This window comes from Enterococcus sp. DIV1090, assembly GCF_050537975.1.
GTDB classification, from domain to species: Bacteria; Bacillota; Bacilli; order Lactobacillales; family Enterococcaceae; genus Enterococcus; species Enterococcus faecalis.
On the sequence record NZ_CP172917.1, the window covers coordinates 2007724 to 2031522 of the forward strand.

The window sequence follows — 23799 nt, forward strand, 5'->3', positions numbered from 1 at the left end:
TAACCTCCTAATACTTCAATTCATAAATATCTAAATTATAAATAATTTTAGGTATCGATAGCTTTACTGTTTTTTTCCTAACTTGCTGAAGTTTTATTTTTTCTTTGTCATTAAATCGTCTATTAGCATTCCGGATTTCCATTTCTAACATAGAATCTATGTTTTCAGAATTAAGAACATCACTTTGAACATATTTTTTTAATTCTTCGTTGTATTCTGTTTCATCAGTCAAGAGAAAATGTAGTTTAATGTAACTATTTTGAGAAATAAATAACTTAACATCGCTTTTCACATAATTCCCCAACAACGATGTCCCATACCCTTTTGCATTCCGCCATTCCACGCCAACACCTTGCCACTCAATCTTCTCAATGCCTTCATAGTTTTCTACCAAATAGTTTGACACATATTTTTGAATTAAATCGATTCCTTGTTGGTAATCTTTTTCTATTGCTTTTTTATCCATATATTGTTTCCCTCCAATTCCTATTATGATTAGTAATGCAGTAACTAAACCAATTAGCCACCATCTTCCTTTTTTCACTAGCTTCCCTCCTTTCTTTTTATGTACAATCGTGTTTTAACATTCTATTGGATTCGTCCCATAAATCCCTTTCACTAGTACAGCGCCAATGCTACTGGGTTCCCTTTACTAACCTAACTTCATTCAATCGTTTCTGTTCTGAAAGAGTATTTTCTTTAATTTTCTAACCTATTTTTTATTGGTTATAACCTCCTCTATTCAATCTAATTAATTAGCCACCATTTTATAATATCATTAACATATAATTACTGTAAATATAATTTTAAATTCTATCTATATATGAAAAATTTGTTTAAAAACAAAAAAATATCATTTAATCAGCTTAAACCACTTATTTATTTCTCTTATTATTAAAAACAATAAAGGAAATAATTTTATATAGATTAATCTTTAAAATCGAATATTGTTTATAGCTTGAGACATTTAAGTTTTTTATTACATTAAAAAAGCTTAAAACAAAATCAGAGAAACTTTGATTTCGTTTTAAGCTTTATACTGTTATTAAGTTTGTTTATTTATTCTACTTCTGATGTTGTGTTCATCAAAATAGAAAGTGTACTTTCTAATTCTTCTTTGCGTACTTCCAACATTTCACCAGTACGTTTGATTTTGACTTCTACCACACCATCGACTGCTTTTTTACCGACTGTGATACGGATTGGACAACCAATTAAATCAGCATCAGCAAATTTTACGCCTGCACGCTCGTTGCGGTCATCAACTAATACTTCGTAGCCCGCTTCGGTCATCATTGCTTCAACTTCTTGTGATAGTTTTGTTTGATACTCATCTTTCACATTCATTTGGACCACGTGTAAATCAAATGGCGCAATCCCTGTTGGCCAATTAATACCGCGCTCGTCTGCATTTTGTTCAACGATTGCTGAAAGTAAACGACTAACGCCGATGCCATAGCAACCCATGATCACTGATTTTTCACGACCGTTTTCATCTAAAACTGTTGCGCCCATAGCATCACTATAACGCGTTCCTAATTTAAAGATATGACCAATTTCGATTCCTTTAGTAAAGGCTAAGACACCATTGCCATCAGGAGAAGGATCGCCTTCTTGAACAAAGCGTAAATCTTCGTAACTAATTGGTTGGAAGTCACGATCTGGATTTACATTTGTCAAATGATAGCCATCTTCATTAGCCCCAACAATGGCGTTGGCTAAATCTTGAACAGCTAAATCTGCATAAATTTTAACATCTTCGGCAACATTGACTGGACCAATTGAACCAAAGCCCGCTCCTAAGACACGGCGAGCATCTTCTTCTGTTGCTTCATCTAGGAAATCAGCGCCTAAGAAGTTTTTCAATTTGACATCATTGACATCATGATCGCCACGAACCAAGACCATTACTGGCTCTTCATCGGCAATAAATAGTACTGATTTAATAATACGTTGTGGCTCAACTTCAAAGAAGTTTGCCACTTCGGCAATTGTACCCACTTCTGGTGTTGCAATTTTTTCTAAATCTAATTGTGTTTCATGTGATTTTTTCGGCGTATAAAGACTTGTTGCCATTTCTAAATTGGCAGCATAATCACTTTCTGTTGAATAGCAAATAGTATCTTCCCCAATTTCAGAAATCGCCATAAATTCTTTAGAATCTTTACCACCCATGGCACCACCGTCCCCAATAATGGCACGGAATTCTAGTCCACAGCGTTCAAAAATGCGTGAGTAAGCTTTTTCGTAATCACGGTATGATTGATCTAAACTAGCTTCATCGGCATGGAAAGAATAGCCATCTTTCATGATAAATTCACGGCCTCTTAATAAGCCAGAACGTGGGCGTTTTTCATCACGATATTTTGTTTGAATTTGGTATAAATTCAAAGGTAATCGTTTGTAAGAATTGATTTCATCACGAATTAATTCTGTGAAGGTTTCTTCATGCGTTGGGCCTAAGATATAGTCACGGTCATTGCGATCTTTTAAGCGATACAAGTTAGGTCCATAAGTTTCATAACGTCCTGATTCTTTCCAAAGTTCTGCTGGTAATAACGCAGGCATTAACATTTCAACTGCATCAATTTTCTCAAATTCTTCTCGCATAATCGTTTTTAATTTTTCTAAAACACGATTGGCTAAAGGTAAATAAGAATAGATCCCTGCAGCGACTTGACGAATATAGCCTGCGCGCAACAGAATTTGATGACTTAAGACTTCTGCATCATTTGGTACTTCTCTTAACGTTGGAATTAACATTTTTGACTGTTTCATTAAAACTCTCCTCTATTTTAAAATCAACTATTTTTGATTTCTTTACACACTTTTTTACTTAAGCTTTCTCCTTAAAAGAAAAAGCGTTGAATATCGTTCCAAGTAACTAACACCATTAACACCATGACAAACCCAAAGCCAATTAACGTAATGATGCCTTCTTTTTCAGGACTAATTGGTTTTCCACGTACACCTTCAATAATGTTTAAGACAATTTTCCCGCCATCTAAAGCTGGGATCGGCAACAAATTAATAATCCCTAAGTTCATTGACAACATGGCCATTAAGAATACAACTGTACTTACTCCAGCATTGGATGCTTCTTCCGATAACTTAAACATCATGACTGGCCCACCTAGTTTGTTTAAACTAAAGCCTGTGAATAGTGAGCCGAGTGCTTTAAAAATCTGTGTCGTACTATTTAAAGTATCCTGAATACCGCCCATCAATTTTGACGGTAAATCGGTTTTCATATAAGGATAAACGCCGACTTTACCAATCGTTTGTTTTTCCACTTTTTGTTTTTCTGGTGTCACTGTTAGTTGCTCTTCTTTGCCGTTACGCTCAACTACGAACGTTAACGGCTTTTCGGGGTTCTTCTGCACAATGGTTGTAAAATCTTCGTATTTTTTGATTTTTTGATTATTAATCGATAAGACTTTATCGTTTTCTTTCAACCCAGCTTCTGCGGCTGGGCCATTAGGAATCACTTGTCCAATTTGGTTCGTGTTTAAATCAGTGACGCCTCCTTGTAGAAAAACCGCTAACGTAAACAGAATAAACCCTAAGATAAAGTTATTCATGGGTCCCGCAAAGTTCGTCAAAATGCGTTGCGATAATTTCGCTGATTGAAATTGAACGTCAAGTGGCGCAATCCGCACCTCGGTTCCATCACTTTCAATAATCGTTGCATCATGGTCAACTTTATAAACAGTTTCTTCTTCCTCGTTTCCATTGACATAGCCCTTGATGAATAATTCTTTTTCAAGATCAAAATCAACGACTTCCATCGGAATACTATGAGGTAATTGTACTTTTTTACTTGTATTAATTTTAACCACATTACCCACGGCATTTAACTCAACAGATAGAGGCATACCTGGTGTGATTTCTGTCATGTCTTCGCCCATCCCAGCCATTCGCACATAGCCACCAATCGGCAATAAGCGAATCGTATAAGTGGTGCCATCTTTTCCACGATGCGCAAAAATCTTTGGTCCCATTCCGATTGCAAACTCACGAACTAAAATACCCGCTCGTTTTGCAAAATAAAAGTGGCCAAATTCATGTACGAGGACAAGAATACCGAAGACAATAATGAATGTGATAATTGTTTTCATAGATGTCCTTCTTCCTTCATTCACTGACGTTCAGTGCTTTTTATTATTACATGGGAAAGTCTCGTAAAACTTGCTCTGTTCCCTTCCCGATAAACCAGTGCAACTGTTTACTGAGAACAGTCGCCACTGTTAGTGAACAAATCTTTCCTTATGTAAGACAAGTTTTATTTTAGCATATTCACTCATAAATAACCATTGGACTTGACCACTTCGTCTGGATATTTTGTGTTTTTTTAGAAAACTCTATAAATGAGAGGAATTGATTACTACGACCAGTATTTTTTTAAAGACCTTCAACAATAGTAGCTAACTTTAGACCATAAACTTTTCCGACAGTTTGTCGTATTTTATCAACACGCTGATTGACATGTGCTACCATGAAAGTATTAATAGTAATTTTAGGGGGAATGAATCAATGTATGGAGAATTACATGGTAAAGTGGCCGTTGTCACTGGTGCAGCTACGGGTTTAGGATTATTTATTACTCTGCGTTATATCTTAGAGGGCATGAATGTTGTTGCTGACTATGTCGGTGAGCTGCCTAAAGAATTTGAAGATGTTCAAGCCAAGCACGCAGACCGCGTAAAATTCGTGAAGGCTGATGTCTCTAATGAAGAAGATATTAAAGCGTTAGCTGAAACCGCTTTAAAAGAGTTTGGTCATGTTGACATTTGGGTAAATAACGCCGGTGTGGAGGCTTCTTTTCCGACAATTGATATGCCATTAAAAGAATGGCAACGTGTCATTGATGTCAATTTAAACGGTGTCTTTTTGGGTTCTAGAGAGGCACTCCGAATATTTAGAGATCAAAAAATCAAAGGGTCAATCATTAATATGTCCTCCGTTCACCAAAGAATTCCTTGGCCAACGTTCGCCCACTATGCGGCAAGTAAAGGCGCAACCGAAATGTTCACGAAAACAATCGCTTTGGAATATGCGGAATATGGTATTCGTGCCAACTGTATTGCACCTGGAGCGATTAACACACCTATTAATGCTGAAAAATTTTCCGATCCCGAACAGTTAAAACAAACAACAAGCATGGTTCCTATGGGCATTATTGGTAAACCCAATCAAGTAGCTGCTGCGGCCGCTTGGTTAGCTTCTGATGAATCCTCATACGTAACTGGAACAACACTCTTTGTAGATGGCGGGATGTCTCTATACCCTTCGTTCCAACACGGAGCTGGTTAAAAAGTAGTCTGCAACAAAATTCTCTATGAATTTTTGTTGCAGACTTTGTACTATCACACACAAAATCTATTCAGGAGGCTTATCATGAAACTAGTCAAAAATGTTCTTTTAATTTTAATTGGTTTAGTTATTATCGGGATTGGCGCATCCACTTTAAGAGTGGCAGGTTTAGGAGTTGATCCTTTCACTGCTATGAATATCGGACTTTCTTCGATGTTTGGTATGCAATTAGGCATTTTTCAAATTATTGTCAATGCGTTTATTCTATTCTATGTCTATTTAAAAAACAAAAAAGCCATTGGTCTAGGAACTATTTTAAATATGCTTTTAGTAGGAATTTTGATTCAACAGATTTCTACTTGGCTTCAACCTTACGCCAATAGTTTAGGAGGCTCAACAATTGGCAAACTACTTTCTTTATTCTTCGGAGTCCTGATTTTTACATTTGGCTGCGCCTTATACATGGCTACAGATCAAGGCGAATCCCCCTATGATGCGATTGCGCCAACCATCTGTCAACAAATCAACAAACCTTACGCTTCTGTTCGAAAAGCACAAGATTTGTTGGTCCTATTAATTGGCTTTATTGCTGGTGGTCCAATTGGGATTGGTACAATTATTTGTGCATTTGGTGCTGGCCCACTTATTAGTTTTTGGAACAAGTTACTTCAACCTTTAGTAAAATAATTTTTTAACTAAAATATAAGAAAAAGCGATGACTTCATAGAGATTTTCTTCTCGAGTCATCGCTTTTTTATTTGTGCTTCTTTGAAGAAGCATGATTAGTATGTTTCTTGTTTGGCTTTCCGTTGTTATTTTGGTTGATTATTTTGTTGGTAGAGTGAAAAACTATCCTACTGACCCTTCCAATAGAGATTTCATTAGAAAGAGTTGGAAAAAGTCAGTAAATATACGAATCACTAATGAGTAAATCCTTACTCTTAATCACTAATAATTAGACAAAGAAAGTTCAATCATAGTTAACAACGGAGTTAAATAAAATAGCATGGGCATGCATAATACTATCATTAATTCTTATTATAAAACATTGAAACGTTAGTCTATAAATCCTTTAACTATTCTGTGTATTTTTTATGACTCTTTTGAATCTTTCACCTGTAAAAAAATTAAATTTGTGTTCAATAAATTCATCCGCAACTGCCATCTTAAAAAAACTATTCTCTTGGATCGAATTATTTATAATGCTAACCCATTTATCATATACTTGACATTGTTTTTCATTCCAATTAGTCGCTTCATAAATATTCTGCAAAAACTTTTCATCACTACTATTTATATAATTCAAAAACATTCCCATTATTCCAACAACTATATCTGATAGTTGAACAAGCTTATGAGTTTCTTCGCCAAGAAATTCTGATTTCTCTTTTGCTTTCAAAATGCTGGATTCTACAAATATAAAATTTTTATTTCCCACATCTAAACTACCTAATTTTTCTTCAACATCTATTTCATGGTCGAATATTAATTCCGAATTATTAAATAGAACCAATCTTTGAAGATACATCTGATAATACTCTTCAATCAATTTTCCAGGTTTATTATTAATAAGTAATGGCAACCCCAGCTTTTTCGCTTGTGTTATTTCTTTCTTAATAATTTCTAAAGTTATATCTTCTTTTTCAAAATAATATGCTTCATATTCATCAGACTTCATATAGTTATTTATAAGCTCCTCAATAGAACATAAAAACAATATGGGATTCTTCACATTAGGATATGTATTATTTCTAAACACATCTAAACTTTTTTTTTATCGAATTTAATAGCCTGATATAACGCTGTTTTAAAATGTCTAGAATTCTCAATACTCCCTATACTAGATGCAAAAGGTAAACTATCAATAATGTCTACAGTGCTATAGTAAAAATTATCCATATATTCAAAATGAATCCAGTAATTATTTTCATATAACCAGTTAATCACTTTTTGGAAATAGGGTTTCTTCAATAAATTAGGAAAATCTTTTGCTCCTTGCCTAACAGTATTAAATTTTAGTTCATCTTGTTTCTTAGATTCTGGAATACTTTCCCATAGAATCGCTATAGTTTGTAATGGTATTTCTTTTTCAGTCACAATCCCTCCAAGAACAAAAAATTTACTTTCATCACTATTAAATCCTGTAGTAGTAAGATTAAACTTTCTAATATTACTTGTTTCATCAAAGAAGAATTTATAATTCTTCTTATTGTCTCTTATACCACTTAAAGAAATAATATCCTCTCTAAATTTTTCCAGCATTGTTAATCCCTCCGCGTTTCTTTAATTTAAATATTTTTGTTTCGGCCTATTGATTATTAAACGATAGAAACCATTTTATTTTTAAATTAGATATGATCTATCAACTTGAAGGTTGTACTTTCACTATCTATCCCCCTTTCTATTAATTTTCTGCCAATTTGTTCACTATATTTCCCAAATTCTCCCTCCATCATCACAAATTTTTCTTCAGCCCTAGTTACACAAACATAGTGATTATTTTTTTTACTTTCATCATTGAAGCTATAGTAATTAGCAAAACTAATCACTTGATTAAATTCCAGGCCTTTTGAACCGAAAACAGTCATAACCTTATGCAAATCATTAGATTTTATAAACGCTGGATAGAAATACTTGTTTGTAACACTATCTAACAATAATACTTTTTCATCATTTGTTATATTCATCCCTAAGTAGTTATTAAATTTAGTAATAGATTCAAAAAAGGAGATACTAATATCGTCTTTAGTTTGATTAGATGACAATGGCACTAGTTTCTTTAGAGGCTTTAATAAACTATCAATTTTATTCAGTAACGTTCTATTTTGCTCTACTCTCAATACTTCAGCGATGTCAAAGACAGAATAGTTATCATCCAATAAGTAACAGGCAATTACTTTTAATACATTAGCATTTTCAGACCCGTCATCTAATGGTGTTTTAGGAATAAAAACAAAATTAAATCCTTGTGCATTTAAATTATCAGAAATATCTTTTGCATCATTGTTTATATTTGCAATAATTGTTATATTTTTATTTTTATCCACTATATTGGACTCACAAAGCTCATTAATAGAGCTAACATAGTCATTGGTCCTGCAATGAACAACATGAGTTACTTCTTTAGAATAATCGTCTCTGAACTGAGAAGCATTATGCATAAGATTAGCATAATTAACAATTTCAAAATGACTTCTAAAATTAGTTACTAATTCAAATCTTTGCATCCCTTCATTTTCTAGTTGATTAAAAATATTTCTCTGTGCACCTCTCCATAGATATATGGCTTGTTTACCATCTCCTACAATAAAAAGATCAATCAATAACACGTTTTTTATATACATAAATAGATTATGCATATCTGTATCAGAGTCTTGATATTCATCCAAAAAGATCATTGTGTATTTTGATTTAAAATATTCTTGAGCCGCTGTACTTTGTTCTAATACTTTTTTTGCTAATTCAAACTTAAAATTTCTTTTAATGTTATGATAAGTTCCTAGTTTATTACTCTTTTCTAATATATTTAGACCTTCATCAAAAGAACCAGATTTTACAGAATCCTCATAACTAATCACAAAATCATTATTATACATTTCGCCGAAAGCATCTATCAAAAATGGTCTTATGATTTCATATTCAACAAAAGAGTCGTTAGTCATTACAACAAATTTATTGTTCCCTCCAATTTGTTTTGACTTTCTTTTTATTTCCTCTGTAGCCTTAACCGTAAAAGTTATTGCAGCAACTGTTTTATGATCTGAAATTTCACTCATTTTTTTTAGGATTTTATTAACCATTATTGTGGTTTTACCCGACCCAGCACTAGCAGAAACTATAATATTACCGCTAGCAGCTAAGATATCTTTTCTTACTTGCTCATCGACGATTTCCATTAACTCTCCACCAATCTTTTTAAAGCTTTAAATCTATCATGATTAAAAATTTTATAGCACTCTTCATCATTCAAATTATCAATAAGTTTTAACATATTTAATAACTTCTTATCTTGGAGAGTATCTACAGGATTATCACCAAAAACATTTGTCAGCTTTTCTGGAATAACCTCGAATAAATCGTTCTCTAAATCAACTTTTGAAATGAATATATTATTCTTTTCAAATTCTCTGATACAAGCTCCGTTAAACTCATATAACTCTCTTTTTTTATCAAAAACCATCCTCTCCTTATCGCTTATTAACCAAATTAATTTTCCATTCTCATCCTTCGATGAGTAATCAATTGTAATAGCTTCTAAATTTTTTTTACCAATAATATTTAAGCAACGATTGAACCCGATAGTATCGAATGACTTTATATCTCCTCTTTTAGCTTTCAAATCATTGTCAGTTTTGATAATAGGTAGTATTTCCAACTCTTTTAATATATCAAAGTATGGTTTGAATTTAATACCATCTACTAATAACAGATATCCGCCCTCTAATTCATAAATTGGACTAACAATTGACAATATTTTTTCAAATAACGCCTTCTCTGAAGGGCCCTCTATGAGCAACACACGATCTGAAAACAGCGCTGTTGTTAATGATTCATTCAGTTCTTTCTTTATTGATTTAAATTGTTCGGGCACATTATACATATAGGATTTACAGTCAGTTTTGTTTTGTGAGTATATTCTAACAAGAGAAGCCTCATCCATTTCATATAATAATTCTGACGAATGAGTGGATAAGATAAAATAGCCATACACAGAATAATCAAACAATTGCTTTGATAGAGCTACTTGCATAGAACGATGTAAACTATTTTCTGGCTCTTCTATCAAATAAATGGTTATTCTATCAGAATCATATTCTTTCGTTAAATAATTCAAAAGAGAATAAGCTAATATTTTTTTTCTACCATCCCCTGATGTAGGATAAAGTGCATTATCTCCTTCTCTTTTTATATACGGGTGTATATCACTAAAGAAACCTTTTATTGCCATCTCCGATTGTAATTCAATTGTTATATCCTCTTTTTTCAGTTGATGATACTCATCTGTTAGTTCCTTTTGAAAATTCCGCATAACTTCCATAGAACTAATTTTCCTATTCATTTCAAACGTCAAATCTGAAATCTCTTGCGAAATAACTATATCCTCATTTGTTAATTTTTTTTGATCAAATAATTTTTTTCTGTTTTTAGAAAAAACATAATCTAAATCAATAGTTGGATCAACATAGATAATATTAAATAATCTATCGATATCCGAAAAGCTACCATTTTGAGGAATTTTATGCATACTATCCAAGTTATTACCCCAAAATAATTCTGGAACACCTAGGGCCTCACTATGATCAAAGGTTCCTATAACTTGAAAATAGAATCTGTTTAGCTCTGAACTGTCCCTTGAACCACCAACTTTTGAGATTATATGCTGTGAATCTCTATCAGTCTGACGATCTGTTAGATCAACTTCAAGACTGATTTTTATGACATTAGACGTATCTCTATGATAATAATCACTTTCAGAGAAACCGTCAGATCTTATTTTACGATCTAACAAACATCTTAACGAACAAAGTAAATTAGTTTTTCCAACGTCATTCATACCAAATACAACATTTTTATTAGATAAATTAATAGCTACATCTTCAAAATTTCTAAAGTTCTCAATCATAAGCCTACTTAATTTCATAGAAAAGCCTCCTTATTAAAACAGAAAATCTCAAATATATTCTTTACTTGATATAACTAATGATATCACAATTGCATCAATAATAACTTCCCTTTTAGTTCAAAAATAGTTTTTCCATACAAAAAAGACTAGTCATAAATACAATAACTAGCCTTTCTTTAAAGATACAATCTTAGCATTGTTTTGCTGATACTTTGAAAAGAATCCCTCATCCAAGCAAAGCAGTTCTTCAATTTCTTGATATGTTAAATATTTACCGGAAATATTCGAATATTCATCAACAAATGATTTGGGAGTATATATTTTTTCTTCAAACAATAACTCTAACGCCTCTTCAAAAGCCTCTGGCATGGCTATCGGCATAATTTCATCCAAAGGTTCTACTTTTCTCCATCCTCTTTTACTCAAATTCTTATAAAGTCTCACAAACTCATCTTGTGTTATTATTTCTAGCTGCTTTGCCCTATAAATCATTGATGCAATAGATACTTTCCATTTCACCTTCAATTCTCTATAATGGTTTAAGTTTAAAGGATCCTTAGAGACGTCAATACTAAACGCTTTTTTAGGAAGTAGAAAGTACCCTGCTAACGAGTCCGCTTCTCTTTCTATTTTCTTATATACATCATTGTTTTCATCTTCAATATTATCAATGTCTTCATGTTGAATGAAATGCGCCAATTCGTGTATGACATCAAATTGCCTTCTGTAAAAAGACTTTTTATTACTACCTAAAACAATAACATAATAATTCTTTACTCCATTTTGAAATTCCACTGTGACTCTTTGGCTAAAAGCATCTATCTTTTCACTCGAAAACGTTAAATCTGAAATTACAAATCCTTTACTTTCTAAAAGTTCTACGGCATTTTCAATAGGAGCTTCTCCTAAATTCCATAGATTTCTCAACAAGCCAGCTTTTTCTTCCAAACCCTCTATATCACTCAAATCAGGTAACTCAAATTCTGGAAATTCTACTGTTTCCTCTAAAAAGCTCCTAAGACTAACAATATTTTCAACTCTCGACAATTGATATTGTTTATCCTTTTTTGAAGTACTTAAAAGTGATCGGAAATACGAGTTTCCATATGCAAAGTTCTGTTTATTCGAAGAATAAAAAAATTCTTTTGGGAATCTCAATGCTTGCAGCAAAGAAAATAATATTTCAGGAGTTGGTGCAGAAATGTTCTGTTCATATTTTGAAATCATCTGTTTAGATACACCAATTTTCTCTTTAAGTTCCTCTAGAGTCATCCCTCTATACATTCTTGCTTCTTTCAATCTTTGACCATTAAATTGGTGTTGTATTGACACTGTCATTACCTCTATTCGGCTTTTCTTTTTCTACCTTTAAGTTTAACATGCTTGTTTTTTCTATTTTTTAATTCAGCTCTTCCGTTACCTTCTATTTCTGAATCACTAGCAGCAATAATGTAATCTGATGGAATAAATTTACTCCAATCTTCACTATATAATATTTCACAGCCATCAGATAATTCATACATAGTAATCTTGGGAGTATCTCCAATAGAGTTATCTCTTGTAATTATACAAACTTTCTCTATATATTCACCAAATTGCTCTAATATTTTATTTGCTTTTTCTGAAGCTTCCCCATAAAGATCTGAACTAAATCGATCGATAGTGTATTCAGTCGGATCAAAGAGTTGTCCATATTTATCATGCTCTTCTTCTGGTGATGGATTCTTTAACAATATTACACTTGTGAGATATGTCAATCCTCTTTCCTTATGAAACTTTCTCATTAGCTGATTTTTGTTATCTTCAGACATAAATGCATACATAACCTTTTCCATCTTATCAATGAAAATAACTGAGCGTTTATCAATGAATTGAAATCTTTCAGCCAATTGAGTATCAATAATTTTTTTCAAATTATCCGCTCTCTTTAACTTACCGAAATTTAAGTTTCGGCTCTTATAGTCTATATTATATTTATTAACAATCTCCTTTAACTCGTTTTCATAGCCATGATAAATTTGTTCAACAATAGCAACCTTCAAATTCTCTTCCAATCAATAACACTCCTTCAATATAAGATATACCTACTTTAACACACAAGGAGATTTTTTTCAAATATCGATCGAAAAAGGAGATTACCATCGATTTTGTCAACCTTCCGATTTTATCTATTAAGTAAAGTTCAGCAAAAAATCTATTTTTCTTCTTCTAAATCGAACTCAATACTTCTCTTCACCCTCTGTATCGTGCTCACACTCAATCTGCTCCTTTTAGAAACCTCTTTATAACTTAATCCTGATTTCAGTAATTCATAAGCATGTCTTTTATCATCTGTTATTTTGCTTTAGGGCGTCCTTCTCGGCAGTTCGGATTTATTTCTCTTAGCAAATGCTTTACCCTCCTGTGTGCACTCTACGATCAGGTCACGCTACATTTCAGCTACTGACAAAATTGTACGCATTAACATCCGACCAATAGATGTATTTTCAATGGTACCGAGATTAAGATTCTTAATTGTAATATTTCGTTCTAGCAGCGGTTCAATCACTTCTAATGCTTCTTTAGTATTCATTGTAAAACGCTCCAGCTTCGTGACTACAACTGTATCGTTATCCTTCAGAATTGATAATAACTTGGTAAATTCGGGACAATTTATTTTCATTCCTATAAATTTTTCTTTATACATATTTTCTTCAAACACGCCAACTTGTTTAAATTGTTCCAGTTGCTGCCCTAATGACTGAGCTGTCGTACTTACTCTCACATATCCATAAATCATAAAATATTACTTCTTATCTTAATTATTTTTTGACCTAAGTTAATGAACATCTATCAAGATTGACAAATCAACAAACAAATAGTTGGTAAAAAACTATTATGTTTCTGATCAACTAAAGAATCTATAAATCATTTTCTAATGAAATCCCCCTTCATTTCTCTCCCTAAAAGTTTAGGTAAATTTTTTGATTAATTCCTAAAACATAGGGTGTTTGTATCAACCCATAAGACATATCGTATGTTAAAACTTCTTGTTCTGGGATTACATTAAGTGAATTATAGAAAAAACTCCTTGTGGCTCTTTTTATGTATCTGGTCTGGTAGTAATAAGCAATCGCAGGTGAAAATTTTCTAAGAACATTACTATCATTGTAATCACTAAACTTAATTGTCAACTTATCTGCAATAATTCCAACGGCTCCTTTTAAAACACTTTATGTACAAATAATTATCACACAACCAAAAGATTTCCCTATATTTAACAAATTTGCTAAGTATACAAATTTTCAAATCGTATCTATCAACATAGTTAGATAGATTTTCAGGCAAAATAAAAAACTCCGAATGCTGTTATATCAACATTCAGAGATTCTATTATAGGTTTAACCCACACTGCCTTCCATCTCATAACTAATCAACCGATTCAACTCAACCGCATATTCCATCGGTAATTCTTTCGTAAATGGTTCAACAAAGCCCATAACAATCATTTCTGTCGCTTCGGCTTCAGATAAGCCGCGACTCATTAGATAATATAATTGTTCTTCAGAAATTTTTGAAACTTTGGCTTCGTGTTCTAAGGACACTTGGCTGTTATGGATTTCATTAAACGGAATCGTATCTGATTTTGATTTTTCGTCCATGATAATCGTATCGCATTCGATGTGGGAAATCGAGCCTGCGCTGTCTTTTCCAAAAGTCACTTGGCCACGGTAGTTAACTTCGCCGCCGTCTTTAGCAATTGATTTTGAAACAATTGAGCTAGAGGTATTCGGCGCATTGTGAATCATTTTGGCCCCAGTATCTTGGATTTGGTTAGCGCCAGCAAAGGCAATCGATAACATCGTGCCACGGGCACCTTTGCCATCTAAGTAAACGCTTGGGTATTTCATGGTTGTTTTAGCTCCTAAGTTCCCATCAATCCATTCGACAGTGGCACCTTCGTAAGCTTTAGCACGTTTGGTTACTAAGTTGTAGACGTTATCTGACCAGTTTTGAATAGTGGTATAACGACAATAAGCATCTTTTCTAGTGAAAATTTCTACGATGGCCGCATGCAAGCTGTTACTTGAATACGTGGGTGCCGTACAACCTTCAACATAGTGAACGCTGGCCCCTTCATCGACAATAATCAAGGTCCGTTCAAATTGGCCGGTATTTTCAGCGTTGATTCGGAAATATGTTTGTAATGGTACATCAACTCGAACGCCTTTTGGTACATAAATAAAGGTTCCACCTGACCAAACAGCTGAGTTTAAAGCGGCCAGTTTATTATCTGTTGGCGGCACAAGTTTTGAAAAATACTCTTTGAATAAGTCAGGATATTCTTTTAAAGCAGAGTCAGTATCTGTAAAAATGATGCCTAATTTTTCAAATTCTTCTTTCATGTTGTGGTAAACAACTTCTGATTCATATTGAGCAGAAGCCCCAGCTAGATAAGCACGCTCAGCTTCGGGAATCCCAATTTTTTCAAAGGTTTCTTTGATTTTATCAGGTACATCATCCCAATCGCGTGCAGGTTTGTCACTCGGTTTTTGGTAATATTTAATTTTACTAAAGTCAATATCTGACAGGTCTGGACCCCATTCTTGCATGGGCATTTTATTGAATTGTTCTAACGATTTTAAACGGAAGTCAAGCATCCATTCTGGTTCGCCTTTCACGCGAGAAATTTCGCGAACGACGTCTTCTGTTAGGCCGTCTCCGGTACTAAAGACTGGTTCCACATCGTCGTGAAAGCCAAATTTATATTCTTCTAATTCAGGTACTGTACTCAATTCGTCGTCACCCTTTCTTTATTTTTCACAATGTAAATGACCAGCTTCGCCTTGGCCGTTATTAGCAACAGCCTGCTCTAAGGCTTTCCAAGCCAGGGTTGCACATTTGATCCGAGCTGGAAATTTAGCTACGCCGCTTAACATTGCTGCATCGCCTAATTTTTCATCTTCGGCCACTTCATTTCCTTGAACAAGTTGAGAGAAATCCTCTGCTAAGGCCGTTGCTTCGGCGATTGTTTTTCCTAAGACCGCATCAGTCATCATACTAGCACTTGCGGTACTGATGGAACAGCCACTTCCTTGAAAGGCGATATCTTTAATCACACCGTCTTCAATGGCCACATCCAGTTCAATCACATCTCCACAAGTAGGATTATTCAGTTCAATTGTTTGGCTAGACGCATCTAGCGTTCCGTGGTGATGTGGGTGGCTAGAATGGTCCAAAATGACTTGGCGATATAAGTTATCTAATTTAGAAAGTGCCATGCTGGAAAAACTCCTTTGTCGCTTTAATCGCTTCAACTAAGCGATCTGCGTCTTCTTTGGTATTGTATAAATAAAAACTTGCCCGTGCGGTTGCTGGCACGCTCAAATAGTTTAATAACGGTTGCGCGCAATGGTGACCCGCTCTGACAGCGACCCCTTCCATATCTAACGCCGTAGCCACATCATGTGGATGTAAACCTTCAATATTAAAAGCAATCACACCTGTGTGGTCTTTTGGATTCTGTGGACCATAAATCGTCAAGCCCTCGATAGCTTGCAACTTCGGCAAAACATAGTGAACAAGGGCTGCTTCATGTTGATGAATGGCCTCCAAACCAATTTCTGTTAAATAATCAATGGCGGCACCTAAGGCAATTGCCCCAGCAATATTAGGTGTGCCAGCTTCAAATTTCCATGGAAGCTCTTTCCAAGTACTTTCTTGAAGATGAACAAAGTCAATCATTTCGCCACCAAATTCCACAGGTTCCATTTGTTCCAATAAATGACGTTTGCCATAAAGGACACCAATTCCAGTTGGTCCACACATTTTGTGACCACTAAATGCATAAAAATCAGCATCGATGGCTTGAACGTCCACAGGCATATGAGGAACTGCTTGCGCGCCGTCTACCACCATCACAGCGCCATTTTGATGAGCTAATTGTGTTAATTCTTCGATTGGATTAATGACCCCTAACACATTTGAAACATGAGCAATCGAAACAATTTTCGTTTTTTCTGTAATTTGTTGACGTGCACTTGCCATGTCTAAAAAGCCGTCTTCAGTGACGTCTATATACTTCAAAATGGCTCCTGTACGTTGGGCTAATTGTTGCCAGGGAATAATGTTTGAATGATGTTCCATGTAAGATATGACGATTTCATCCCCGGCTGTAACTGCCAAGTCACCATAACTTTTGGCAATCCAATTCAAACTGGTTGTTGTTCCTCGTGTAAATAAAACTTCCGCTGTTTCTTTGGCATGGATAAATTGGCGAACCTTTTCGCGGGAGGCTTCATAGTCCTTCGTTGCTCGTTCGGCTAACGTGTGCACCCCACGATGAACATTGGCATTATCGGTTTCATAATAATGTCGTAAAACATCTAACACCGCCGTTGGTTTTTGGGTTGTCGCAGCATTGTCTAAATAAACTAGCGGTTCATCATTAACTTCTTGAAATAAAATAGGGAACGATTGACGAATGGTTGCTGCATCCATCATGCGTTTAACTTCCCTTCAATTACTTCTACAAATTCATTTTGTACTTCTTTAACTGGAATTGCTGTAATGACAGAACCTAGGAAGCCACGAATCACCAAACGTTCCGCTTCTTCTTTACGCAAGCCGCGGCTCATTAAATAATACATTTCTTCTGGATCTACTCGACCAACGCTGGCTGCGTGTCCGGCAGTCACTTCATTTTCATCAATTAAAAGAATTGGATTGGCATCACCACGAGCTTTATCAGACAGCATTAAAACACGACTTTCTTGCTGTGCGTCGGCTCCTTTTGCGCCTTTTAAAATGTGGCCAATTCCGTTAAACGTTAAAGTACCACGTTCACGAATGACTCCATGTTGTAAAATATGACCAATCGAATGTGGCGCTTTGTTTGTCACTCGTGTGTCGATGCCTTGTGTTTGTTTACCTGCACTAATTGCAACGACTTTAACTTCTGAATGAGCGCCTTCGCCAACTAAATCAGAATCAAAATCAGCCACAACATCGCCATCATTCATGACGCCTAGAGCCCAATCAACAGAGGCATCCCGCATAATATAGCCACGACGATTCATATAAGTCGTTACAGTTTGCCCTAATTGATCCACGGCTGAGTATTTAACTTTTGCGCCATCTTTCGCAATCACTTCCACAACAATATTTCCAGAAGCTTTCTCTGCGTGATGACCAGTGGATTGAAAACGTTCTAAATAACTGAATTCACTATGATTATCTGCAACGATTAAAACATGTTTAAAGAAAGGTTGGTTGCTATCTGAATCCTGAATAAACAAAGATTCAATGGGCTCTTCAATCACTACGTTTTTAGGAACGTATAAGAAAACGCCACTATTCATGAAAGCTGCATGAGCTGCTGTCAGCTTATCTTCTTCTGGTAATACGGCTTTAGTCATATAGTATTCTTTAACTAATTCTGGGTGCTCTTGTAAAGCAGTAAAAATGTCTGTAAAAATTACCCCTTGTTCCGCTAATGAGGCTGGCAATTGCTCAAAAGCATGAAAAGATCCTTGTTGAACAATTAAAGGATTGTCTTTCATTTGATCAAAACTTGCGACATTTCCTTCAGAAGGCACATAACTTTCCATGTGAACATTTAATAAAGGCCAACGATGAAATTTCACACGATCAATATGTGGTAACTCACTTTCGTCAGCGTTTTTTAAAGCCGTTGTTCGCAATTCAGTCATCCAAGCTGGTTCTTCATGTTCTAGTGAAAAAGCGGTGACTTCGTCAAGATAATCCATTAGATTTACTTTTTTCATTTATCTTGTCCTCCTTACGCTTCTTCTTTGTAATCAATACCTAATTCTTGGCTGATACCAGCATAGCCTTCTGTTTCTAAACGTTTTGCCAAGTCAGCCCCACCGGTTTTCACAACGCGGCCTTCCATCATGATATGAACAACATCTGGCGTGATATAGTTCAATAAGCGTTGATAATGGGTAATAATTAACGCACCAAAGTTCTCGCCGCGCATTTCATTAACCCCTTTAGAAACTACTTTTAACGCATCGATATCTAAGCCTGAATCAATTTCATCTAAAATGGCAAACGTTGGCTCTAACATCAATAATTGTAAAATTTCATTTCGTTTTTTCTCGCCGCCAGAAAACCCTTCGTTTAAGTAACGCTCAGCCATTTCTTCAGGCATATTTAATAATTCCATTTTGCTATCTAATTTTTTTAAGAACTGCATGACTGACATTTTGTTGTCTTCGTCACGTTTTGCATTGATTGCTGCACGCATGAATTCAGCATTGGTAATCCCTGGAATTTCACTTGGGTATTGCATTGCTAAGAATAAGCCTAGGCGAGCGCGTTCGTCTACTTCTAAATCTAAAACGTTGACGCCGTCAAATAGAATTTCTCCTTCTGTGACTTCATAGTTAGGATTTCCCATAATTGCTGCTGATAAAGTAGATTTACCAGTCCCATTAGGTCCCATAATTGCATGGATTTCTCCAGTATTAATTGTTAAATCGACCCCTTTTAGAATCTTTTTATCTTCAATTGATACGTGTAAATTTTTGATTTCTAACACAGACATGTACAATTCCCTCCAACTTGTTTTAATCGTTTTTCCGTTCTCACTCATTTTAGCCTAATTGAGAATGAATCGCAAATTACAATTGCTAAAAATAACAACTCTTATCATCAAATTTTAGGATTCAATTTGTGAAGAAAAATTTTAAAAGGCTGATATTTCAAAGTTTCTCTATATTTTTAAGTGATCGTCCCTACACAAAGAAAAAAATTCTGGTAGAATAAAAAAATTTATTAAAGAAAGCGTTTTCTTGGATAATTACTTTAGAATAACTTTCACAAAGAGAGCGTTGAGATACGCCTTTCTCATCTATACAAAAAAAATCCAGAGCATTTGCTTCTCTGGATTCAATAATTTTTATTAGTGATTGGTTTTATACTTCTAAAAGTTCTTGTTCTTTTTCAGCAGTAATCGCATCGATATTTTTGATGCTATCGTCTGTTAATTTTTGAACATCTTTTTCAAATGAACGTAATTCATCTTCAGTGATGTCGCTATTTTTTTGAGCTTTTTTCAACTCATCCATTGCATCACGACGAACGTTACGGACAGCAACTTTTGAGTTTTCCGCTTCTTTTTTCACGTCTTTGGCTAATTCTTTCCGACGTTCTTCCGTTAATTGTGGAATCACTAAACGGATGACATTTCCATCATTGGTTGGACTAATGCCGATATCACTCATTTGAATAGCTTTTTCAATGTCAGCGATAGAATTTTTGTCAAACGGTGTAATCATTAATACACGTGCTTCTGGGATATTGATACTTGCTAATTGGTTAACTGGTGTTGGTGCACCATAATATTCTACTTGAATACGGTCTAATAGACTTGCGTTCGCACGACCAGCACGAATTTGACCTAATTCACGGCGTAAGCTTTCTTCCGCTTTTGTCATTTTTTCTTTGGCTGTTGCTAAAACTTCTTTAGACATTCTTTATTTCCCCCTTACAGTTGTTCCGATATTTTCACCAAGGATGGCACGACGGATATTTCCTGCTTCATTTAGGTTAAAGACAACTAAAGGAATATCGTTATCCATACTTAATGAGCTTGCTGTTGAATCCATTACTTGCAGCCCTTTAGAAATAACATCTAAATGTGTTAGTTCTTCAAATTTTGTCGCTGTTTCATCCACACGTGGATCCGCAGAATAAACACCATCAACATTGTTCTTCGCCATTAAGATGACGTCCGCATCTACTTCTGCAGCTCGTAACGCAGCCGTTGTATCTGTCGAGAAGTAAGGATTTCCTGTTCCTCCGGCAAAAATAACAACGCGGCCTTTTTCTAAATGACGTTCTGCACGACGACGAATGTATGGTTCTGCAATTTGACGCATTTCAATTGATGTTTGAACACGTGTAGGCACACCAAGATTTTCTAATGTATCTTGCAATGCTAAGGCATTCATCACAGTAGCTAACATGCCCATATAATCTGCTTGTGCACGTTCCATGCCCATTTGAGCACCAATTTGTCCACGCCAGATGTTCCCGCCGCCAACCACGATGGCCATTTCGATACCTAATTCATGGACCTCTTTAATTTCTTGGACGATTTCTTTAATGACTGGTGGTTTAATGCCAAAACCGTCTTCTCCGGCTAGCGCTTCTCCACTTAACTTTAATACGACACGTTGATACTTAGGTTTAACCATCATAATTCCCTCCAAGATTCTCTAAAAATCATTCAATTCCTCATTTAGATGACTTTTCACCAAAATGATTTTTTAGACCAAGCAGTGCGATCCACTGGTTTTGCCTAAAAAAAGGGAGCGCATATCAAAGTTATGCGTTCCCAAATGGCTGAAAGACTGCCTTGAATCAAGCAGTAATCAATTTATGCAGCTTCCTTTGGGGATCGCTGTCTGTTTAGATACTTATGATTCACGGCTTTTCAACCGAGCGTTTGATGCTCTTAGTTTTTCATTTGGCTCATTACTTCATCCGCAAAGTTATCTTCACGTTTTTCGATACCTTCGCCAACTTCAAAACGTACGAATGATTTCACTTCGCCGCCTTTAGAAGCAACAAATTTTTCGACAGTCATATCTGGATCTTTAACAAATGGTTGGTCAACCAAAGCGATTTCTGCTTTGAATTTTTGTAGACGACCAACAACCATTTTTTCAACGATATTTGCTGGTTTACCTTCGTTTAATGCTTGTTCAGTTAACACAGCTTTTTCGTGTTCTAATTCTTCTTGAGGAATTTGAGATTCATTGACATAGCGAGGGTTGATTGCCGCGATGTGCATAGCAACATCTTTCGCTACTTCTTCGTCAGTTGTGCCATCGATAACTGTTAATACAGCAATACGGCCACCCATGTGTAAGTAAGCGCCAAATGCAGCATTGTCAGCTTTTTCGACAACTTCAAAACGACGGAAGCTGATTTTTTCACCGATAACAGTTGTTGCTTCGATTAAATCAGATTCGATTGTGCCTTTTTCAGTTTTAATAGCCATTGCTTCTTCCATCGTAGCTGGTTTGTTTTCAGCAACTTTAGTCGCAATATCTTTAACTAAATCTTGGAACATTTCGTTTTTAGAAACGAAGTCAGTTTCTGAGTTTACTTCAACGATTGCTGCAACGTTACCTACAGTTGCTACGTTTGCTAAACCTTCAGCCGCAATGCGGTCATTTTTCTTCGCTGCTTTAGCCATACCATTTTCACGTAAAAAGTCTACGGCTTTTTCCATGTCGCCTTCTACTTTTACTAATGCTTTTTTAGCGTCCATCATTCCAACGCCAGTCATATCGCGTAATTCTTTTACCATTTTAGCTGTAACGTCTGCCATTATTTGTGTCCTCCTCGGATATTATCAATTCTTTTTAAAAAAGCTATCTCAAAGGAGAATCAGGCTTTTTGTCGCCTAGCCTTTGAGACAGCTCCGTAATCATTATTATTCAGCTGATTCGTTGTTTCCTTCAACAACATCAACGATTTCTTCGATTGAAGTTGCTTCTGGTGTTTCTTCAACGAATAACTCTTCAGTTGCTTGGTCTTCCCCTTGGTTACCTTCGATGAAAGCATCAGCCATTTTAGCAGTGATTAATTTCACGGCGCGGATTGCATCATCATTTGAAGGGATTACAACATCGATCTCATCAGGATCACAGTTTGTATCAACCATTGCAACGATTGGAATGTTTAATTTGTGTGCTTCTTGAACAGCAATGCGTTCTTTACGTGGGTCAACGATGTACATTACATCTGGAATTCTTGGCATATCAGCGATACCACCTAAGAATTTTTCTAAACGTTCACGTTCTTTGTTTAAGCCAGCAACTTCTTTCTTAGGTAAAACTTCGAAAGTGCCGTCTTCTTCCATTGCATTGATTTTTTTCAAGCGAGCAATACGTTTTTGGATTGTATCCCAGTTAGTTAACGTACCACCTAACCAACGATGGTTTACATAGTATTGACCAGCGCGGATTGCTTCATCTTTGATTGCTTCTTGTGCTTGTTTTTTAGTTCCTACGAATAAAGCAACGCCGCCTTCTTCTGCAACGTTTTTCATGTAATCGTAAGCTGCATCTACTAATTTCACTGTTTTTTGTAAGTCAATGATGTAGATACCGTTTCTTTCTGTGAAGATATATTTCTTCATTTTTGGGTTCCAGCGACGAGTTTGGTGACCAAAGTGTACGCCGGCTTCTAGTAATTGTTTCATAGAAATTACTGCCATGTTGTGTTTCCTCCAGTTTGGTTTTTATTTTCCTCTTCTTTTCGTCAACTCCTTGAAGAACTACCGTAGTAGCACCACTTCGCAGATGGAAAAGAATGTGGATTTCGTGTGTGAAAATCACACCTTTAACAGTATAAGATATTTTCAGAAAAATAGCAAGCCTTAAAACTAGAAATGTCGCTCCTACTGCGCTTGCCAAACAAGATGACATTCTTCGTTTCCTGTTTCATCGATGGTTCGCTTTTGTTGGACAAAGCCTTGTTTTTGATAAAAGGCGTACGCTGCTTGATTTTCCCTGTAAACAGCCAAAGATAAGATGTCCTGTTCTTCTTTTGCTACTTGCAGTAATTTCTGACCGATGCCCTTCCCTTGAAACACTTTTTTTATAAAAATTCCTGCGATATAGTTATCCATTAAGCCTAAAAACCCAATTATCTGACCCTCTTCTTCTGCTAAGATCAGTGTTGCTTTTGGTAACGCAGCGCGGACAAATGCCTTATTTTCTTGCCAATAAGTTGGTGCGACAAATGGATGAGCTTCTAGATTCGTTTGCAGCCAAATAGCCATAATGGTTTCTAATTCTTTTTCTGTTAACTGGGTTGTCTTTTTGATAGTCAGCATTTTT

21 protein-coding genes and 1 pseudogene are annotated in these 23799 nt (G+C 35.3%); 2 read left to right on the forward strand and 20 right to left on the reverse strand.

Going from position 1 to position 23799, the window contains the following annotated elements:
• Nucleotides 1-7: 7 nt before the first annotated feature.
• The 3 genes from IGL48_RS09685 to rseP form a co-directional block, all read right to left on the reverse strand.
• Nucleotides 8-544, reverse strand: coding sequence for a hypothetical protein (locus tag IGL48_RS09685; protein ID WP_002384245.1), 537 nt, complete (start codon nucleotides 542-544; stop codon nucleotides 8-10).
• A gap of 515 nt (nucleotides 545-1059) precedes the next feature.
• Nucleotides 1060-2778: a proline--tRNA ligase gene (locus tag IGL48_RS09690; RefSeq protein ID WP_002372134.1), complete on the reverse strand. Its 1719-nt coding sequence runs from the start codon at nucleotides 2776-2778 to the stop codon at nucleotides 1060-1062.
• Nucleotides 2779-2849: 71 nt separating this feature from the next.
• Nucleotides 2850-4118, reverse strand: a complete 1269-nt coding sequence (rseP, locus tag IGL48_RS09695; protein ID WP_002362168.1) for an RIP metalloprotease RseP — start codon at nucleotides 4116-4118, stop codon at nucleotides 2850-2852.
• A 415-nt stretch (nucleotides 4119-4533) separates the two neighbouring features.
• Between rseP and IGL48_RS09700 the strand changes: the two genes are divergently transcribed.
• Together IGL48_RS09700 and IGL48_RS09705 are read left to right on the forward strand one after the other, a co-directional pair.
• Complete coding sequence (locus IGL48_RS09700) at nucleotides 4534-5313, forward strand: SDR family oxidoreductase (RefSeq protein WP_002359767.1); 780 nt, start codon at nucleotides 4534-4536, stop codon at nucleotides 5311-5313.
• 84 nt (nucleotides 5314-5397) lie between these two features.
• Nucleotides 5398-6000, forward strand: coding sequence for a YczE/YyaS/YitT family protein (locus tag IGL48_RS09705; RefSeq protein ID WP_002384244.1), 603 nt, complete (start codon nucleotides 5398-5400; stop codon nucleotides 5998-6000).
• A gap of 385 nt (nucleotides 6001-6385) precedes the next feature.
• Here IGL48_RS09705 and IGL48_RS09710 read toward each other — a convergent pair whose 3' ends face one another.
• The 17 genes and pseudogenes from IGL48_RS09710 to IGL48_RS09790 form a co-directional block, all read right to left on the reverse strand.
• Nucleotides 6386-6991 carry a hypothetical protein gene (locus tag IGL48_RS09710; protein ID WP_002384243.1) on the reverse strand — a complete coding sequence of 202 codons (606 nt, stop codon included), beginning with the start codon at nucleotides 6989-6991 and terminating at the stop codon, nucleotides 6386-6388.
• Between the two features lie 83 nt (nucleotides 6992-7074).
• Entirely contained in the window at nucleotides 7075-7575 is a 501-nt protein-coding gene (locus IGL48_RS09715) for a hypothetical protein (RefSeq protein WP_002384242.1), read from the reverse strand.
• An 86-nt stretch (nucleotides 7576-7661) separates the two neighbouring features.
• Complete coding sequence (locus IGL48_RS09720) at nucleotides 7662-9209, reverse strand: UvrD-helicase domain-containing protein (protein ID WP_002384241.1); 1548 nt, start codon at nucleotides 9207-9209, stop codon at nucleotides 7662-7664.
• The gene (locus IGL48_RS09725) at nucleotides 9209-10954 is read right to left on the reverse strand and encodes an ATP-dependent nuclease (protein ID WP_010815200.1); all 1746 of its coding nucleotides are present in this window, start codon (nucleotides 10952-10954) and stop codon (nucleotides 9209-9211) included. The genes IGL48_RS09720 and IGL48_RS09725 overlap by 1 nt, the downstream gene beginning before the upstream one ends.
• A gap of 147 nt (nucleotides 10955-11101) precedes the next feature.
• A complete protein-coding gene (locus IGL48_RS09730) occupies nucleotides 11102-12268 on the reverse strand; it encodes a helix-turn-helix domain-containing protein (protein ID WP_010815201.1) in 1167 nt (388 codons plus the stop codon).
• An 11-nt stretch (nucleotides 12269-12279) separates the two neighbouring features.
• Nucleotides 12280-12990, reverse strand: a complete 711-nt coding sequence (locus IGL48_RS09735) for a DUF5986 family protein (protein ID WP_002384237.1) — start codon at nucleotides 12988-12990, stop codon at nucleotides 12280-12282.
• Nucleotides 12991-13130: 140 nt separating this feature from the next.
• Nucleotides 13131-13715: pseudogene (locus tag IGL48_RS09740) on the reverse strand (recombinase family protein).
• A gap of 601 nt (nucleotides 13716-14316) precedes the next feature.
• Nucleotides 14317-15711 (reverse strand): Fe-S cluster assembly protein SufB, encoded by a 1395-nt coding sequence (gene sufB, locus IGL48_RS09745; protein WP_002356769.1) that lies wholly within the window; start codon nucleotides 15709-15711, stop codon nucleotides 14317-14319.
• 18 nt (nucleotides 15712-15729) lie between these two features.
• Complete coding sequence (sufU, locus tag IGL48_RS09750) at nucleotides 15730-16197, reverse strand: Fe-S cluster assembly sulfur transfer protein SufU (protein ID WP_002356768.1); 468 nt, start codon at nucleotides 16195-16197, stop codon at nucleotides 15730-15732.
• The gene (locus IGL48_RS09755) at nucleotides 16184-17419 is read right to left on the reverse strand and encodes a cysteine desulfurase (RefSeq protein WP_002372178.1); all 1236 of its coding nucleotides are present in this window, start codon (nucleotides 17417-17419) and stop codon (nucleotides 16184-16186) included. The genes sufU and IGL48_RS09755 overlap by 14 nt, the downstream gene beginning before the upstream one ends.
• A complete protein-coding gene (gene sufD / locus IGL48_RS09760; protein ID WP_002368983.1) occupies nucleotides 17416-18702 on the reverse strand; it encodes a Fe-S cluster assembly protein SufD in 1287 nt (428 codons plus the stop codon). The genes IGL48_RS09755 and sufD overlap by 4 nt, the downstream gene beginning before the upstream one ends.
• 14 nt (nucleotides 18703-18716) lie before the next feature.
• Entirely contained in the window at nucleotides 18717-19487 is a 771-nt protein-coding gene (gene sufC / locus IGL48_RS09765; RefSeq protein ID WP_002356763.1) for a Fe-S cluster assembly ATPase SufC, read from the reverse strand.
• 370 nt (nucleotides 19488-19857) lie between these two features.
• Nucleotides 19858-20415 (reverse strand): ribosome recycling factor, encoded by a 558-nt coding sequence (gene frr, locus IGL48_RS09770; RefSeq protein WP_002384235.1) that lies wholly within the window; start codon nucleotides 20413-20415, stop codon nucleotides 19858-19860.
• A 3-nt stretch (nucleotides 20416-20418) separates the two neighbouring features.
• The gene (gene pyrH / locus IGL48_RS09775; RefSeq protein ID WP_002356761.1) at nucleotides 20419-21141 is read right to left on the reverse strand and encodes a UMP kinase; all 723 of its coding nucleotides are present in this window, start codon (nucleotides 21139-21141) and stop codon (nucleotides 20419-20421) included.
• Between the two features lie 260 nt (nucleotides 21142-21401).
• Entirely contained in the window at nucleotides 21402-22283 is an 882-nt protein-coding gene (gene tsf, locus IGL48_RS09780; RefSeq protein ID WP_002356760.1) for a translation elongation factor Ts, read from the reverse strand.
• Nucleotides 22284-22388: 105 nt separating this feature from the next.
• Nucleotides 22389-23174, reverse strand: coding sequence for a 30S ribosomal protein S2 (rpsB, locus tag IGL48_RS09785; protein WP_002356759.1), 786 nt, complete (start codon nucleotides 23172-23174; stop codon nucleotides 22389-22391).
• A 183-nt stretch (nucleotides 23175-23357) separates the two neighbouring features.
• The gene (locus IGL48_RS09790; RefSeq protein WP_010815202.1) at nucleotides 23358-23795 is read right to left on the reverse strand and encodes a GNAT family N-acetyltransferase; all 438 of its coding nucleotides are present in this window, start codon (nucleotides 23793-23795) and stop codon (nucleotides 23358-23360) included.
• Nucleotides 23796-23799: the final 4 nt, after the last annotated feature.

Coding starts and splice junctions, on each gene's coding strand:
- IGL48_RS09720 (WP_002384241.1), bottom strand. CDS start 9,209: ATGGAAATCGTCGATGAGCAAGTAAGAAAAGATATCTTAGCTGCTAGC.
- rseP (WP_002362168.1), bottom strand. CDS start 4,118: ATGAAAACAATTATCACATTCATTATTGTCTTCGGTATTCTTGTCCTC.
- sufD (WP_002368983.1), bottom strand. CDS start 18,702: ATGAAAAAAGTAAATCTAATGGATTATCTTGACGAAGTCACCGCTTTT.
- IGL48_RS09700 (WP_002359767.1), top strand. CDS start 4,534: ATGTATGGAGAATTACATGGTAAAGTGGCCGTTGTCACTGGTGCAGCT.
- tsf (WP_002356760.1), bottom strand. CDS start 22,283: ATGGCAGACGTTACAGCTAAAATGGTAAAAGAATTACGCGATATGACT.
- IGL48_RS09705 (WP_002384244.1), top strand. CDS start 5,398: ATGAAACTAGTCAAAAATGTTCTTTTAATTTTAATTGGTTTAGTTATT.
- sufC (WP_002356763.1), bottom strand. CDS start 19,487: ATGTCTGTGTTAGAAATCAAAAATTTACACGTATCAATTGAAGATAAA.
- IGL48_RS09790 (WP_010815202.1), bottom strand. CDS start 23,795: ATGCTGACTATCAAAAAGACAACCCAGTTAACAGAAAAAGAATTAGAA.
- sufU (WP_002356768.1), bottom strand. CDS start 16,197: ATGGCACTTTCTAAATTAGATAACTTATATCGCCAAGTCATTTTGGAC.
- IGL48_RS09725 (WP_010815200.1), bottom strand. CDS start 10,954: ATGAAATTAAGTAGGCTTATGATTGAGAACTTTAGAAATTTTGAAGAT.
- rpsB (WP_002356759.1), bottom strand. CDS start 23,174: ATGGCAGTAATTTCTATGAAACAATTACTAGAAGCCGGCGTACACTTT.
- pyrH (WP_002356761.1), bottom strand. CDS start 21,141: ATGGTTAAACCTAAGTATCAACGTGTCGTATTAAAGTTAAGTGGAGAA.
- IGL48_RS09710 (WP_002384243.1), bottom strand. CDS start 6,991: ATGAAGTCTGATGAATATGAAGCATATTATTTTGAAAAAGAAGATATA.
- IGL48_RS09755 (WP_002372178.1), bottom strand. CDS start 17,419: ATGATGGATGCAGCAACCATTCGTCAATCGTTCCCTATTTTATTTCAA.
- IGL48_RS09715 (WP_002384242.1), bottom strand. CDS start 7,575: ATGCTGGAAAAATTTAGAGAGGATATTATTTCTTTAAGTGGTATAAGA.
- IGL48_RS09690 (WP_002372134.1), bottom strand. CDS start 2,778: ATGAAACAGTCAAAAATGTTAATTCCAACGTTAAGAGAAGTACCAAAT.
- frr (WP_002384235.1), bottom strand. CDS start 20,415: ATGTCTAAAGAAGTTTTAGCAACAGCCAAAGAAAAAATGACAAAAGCG.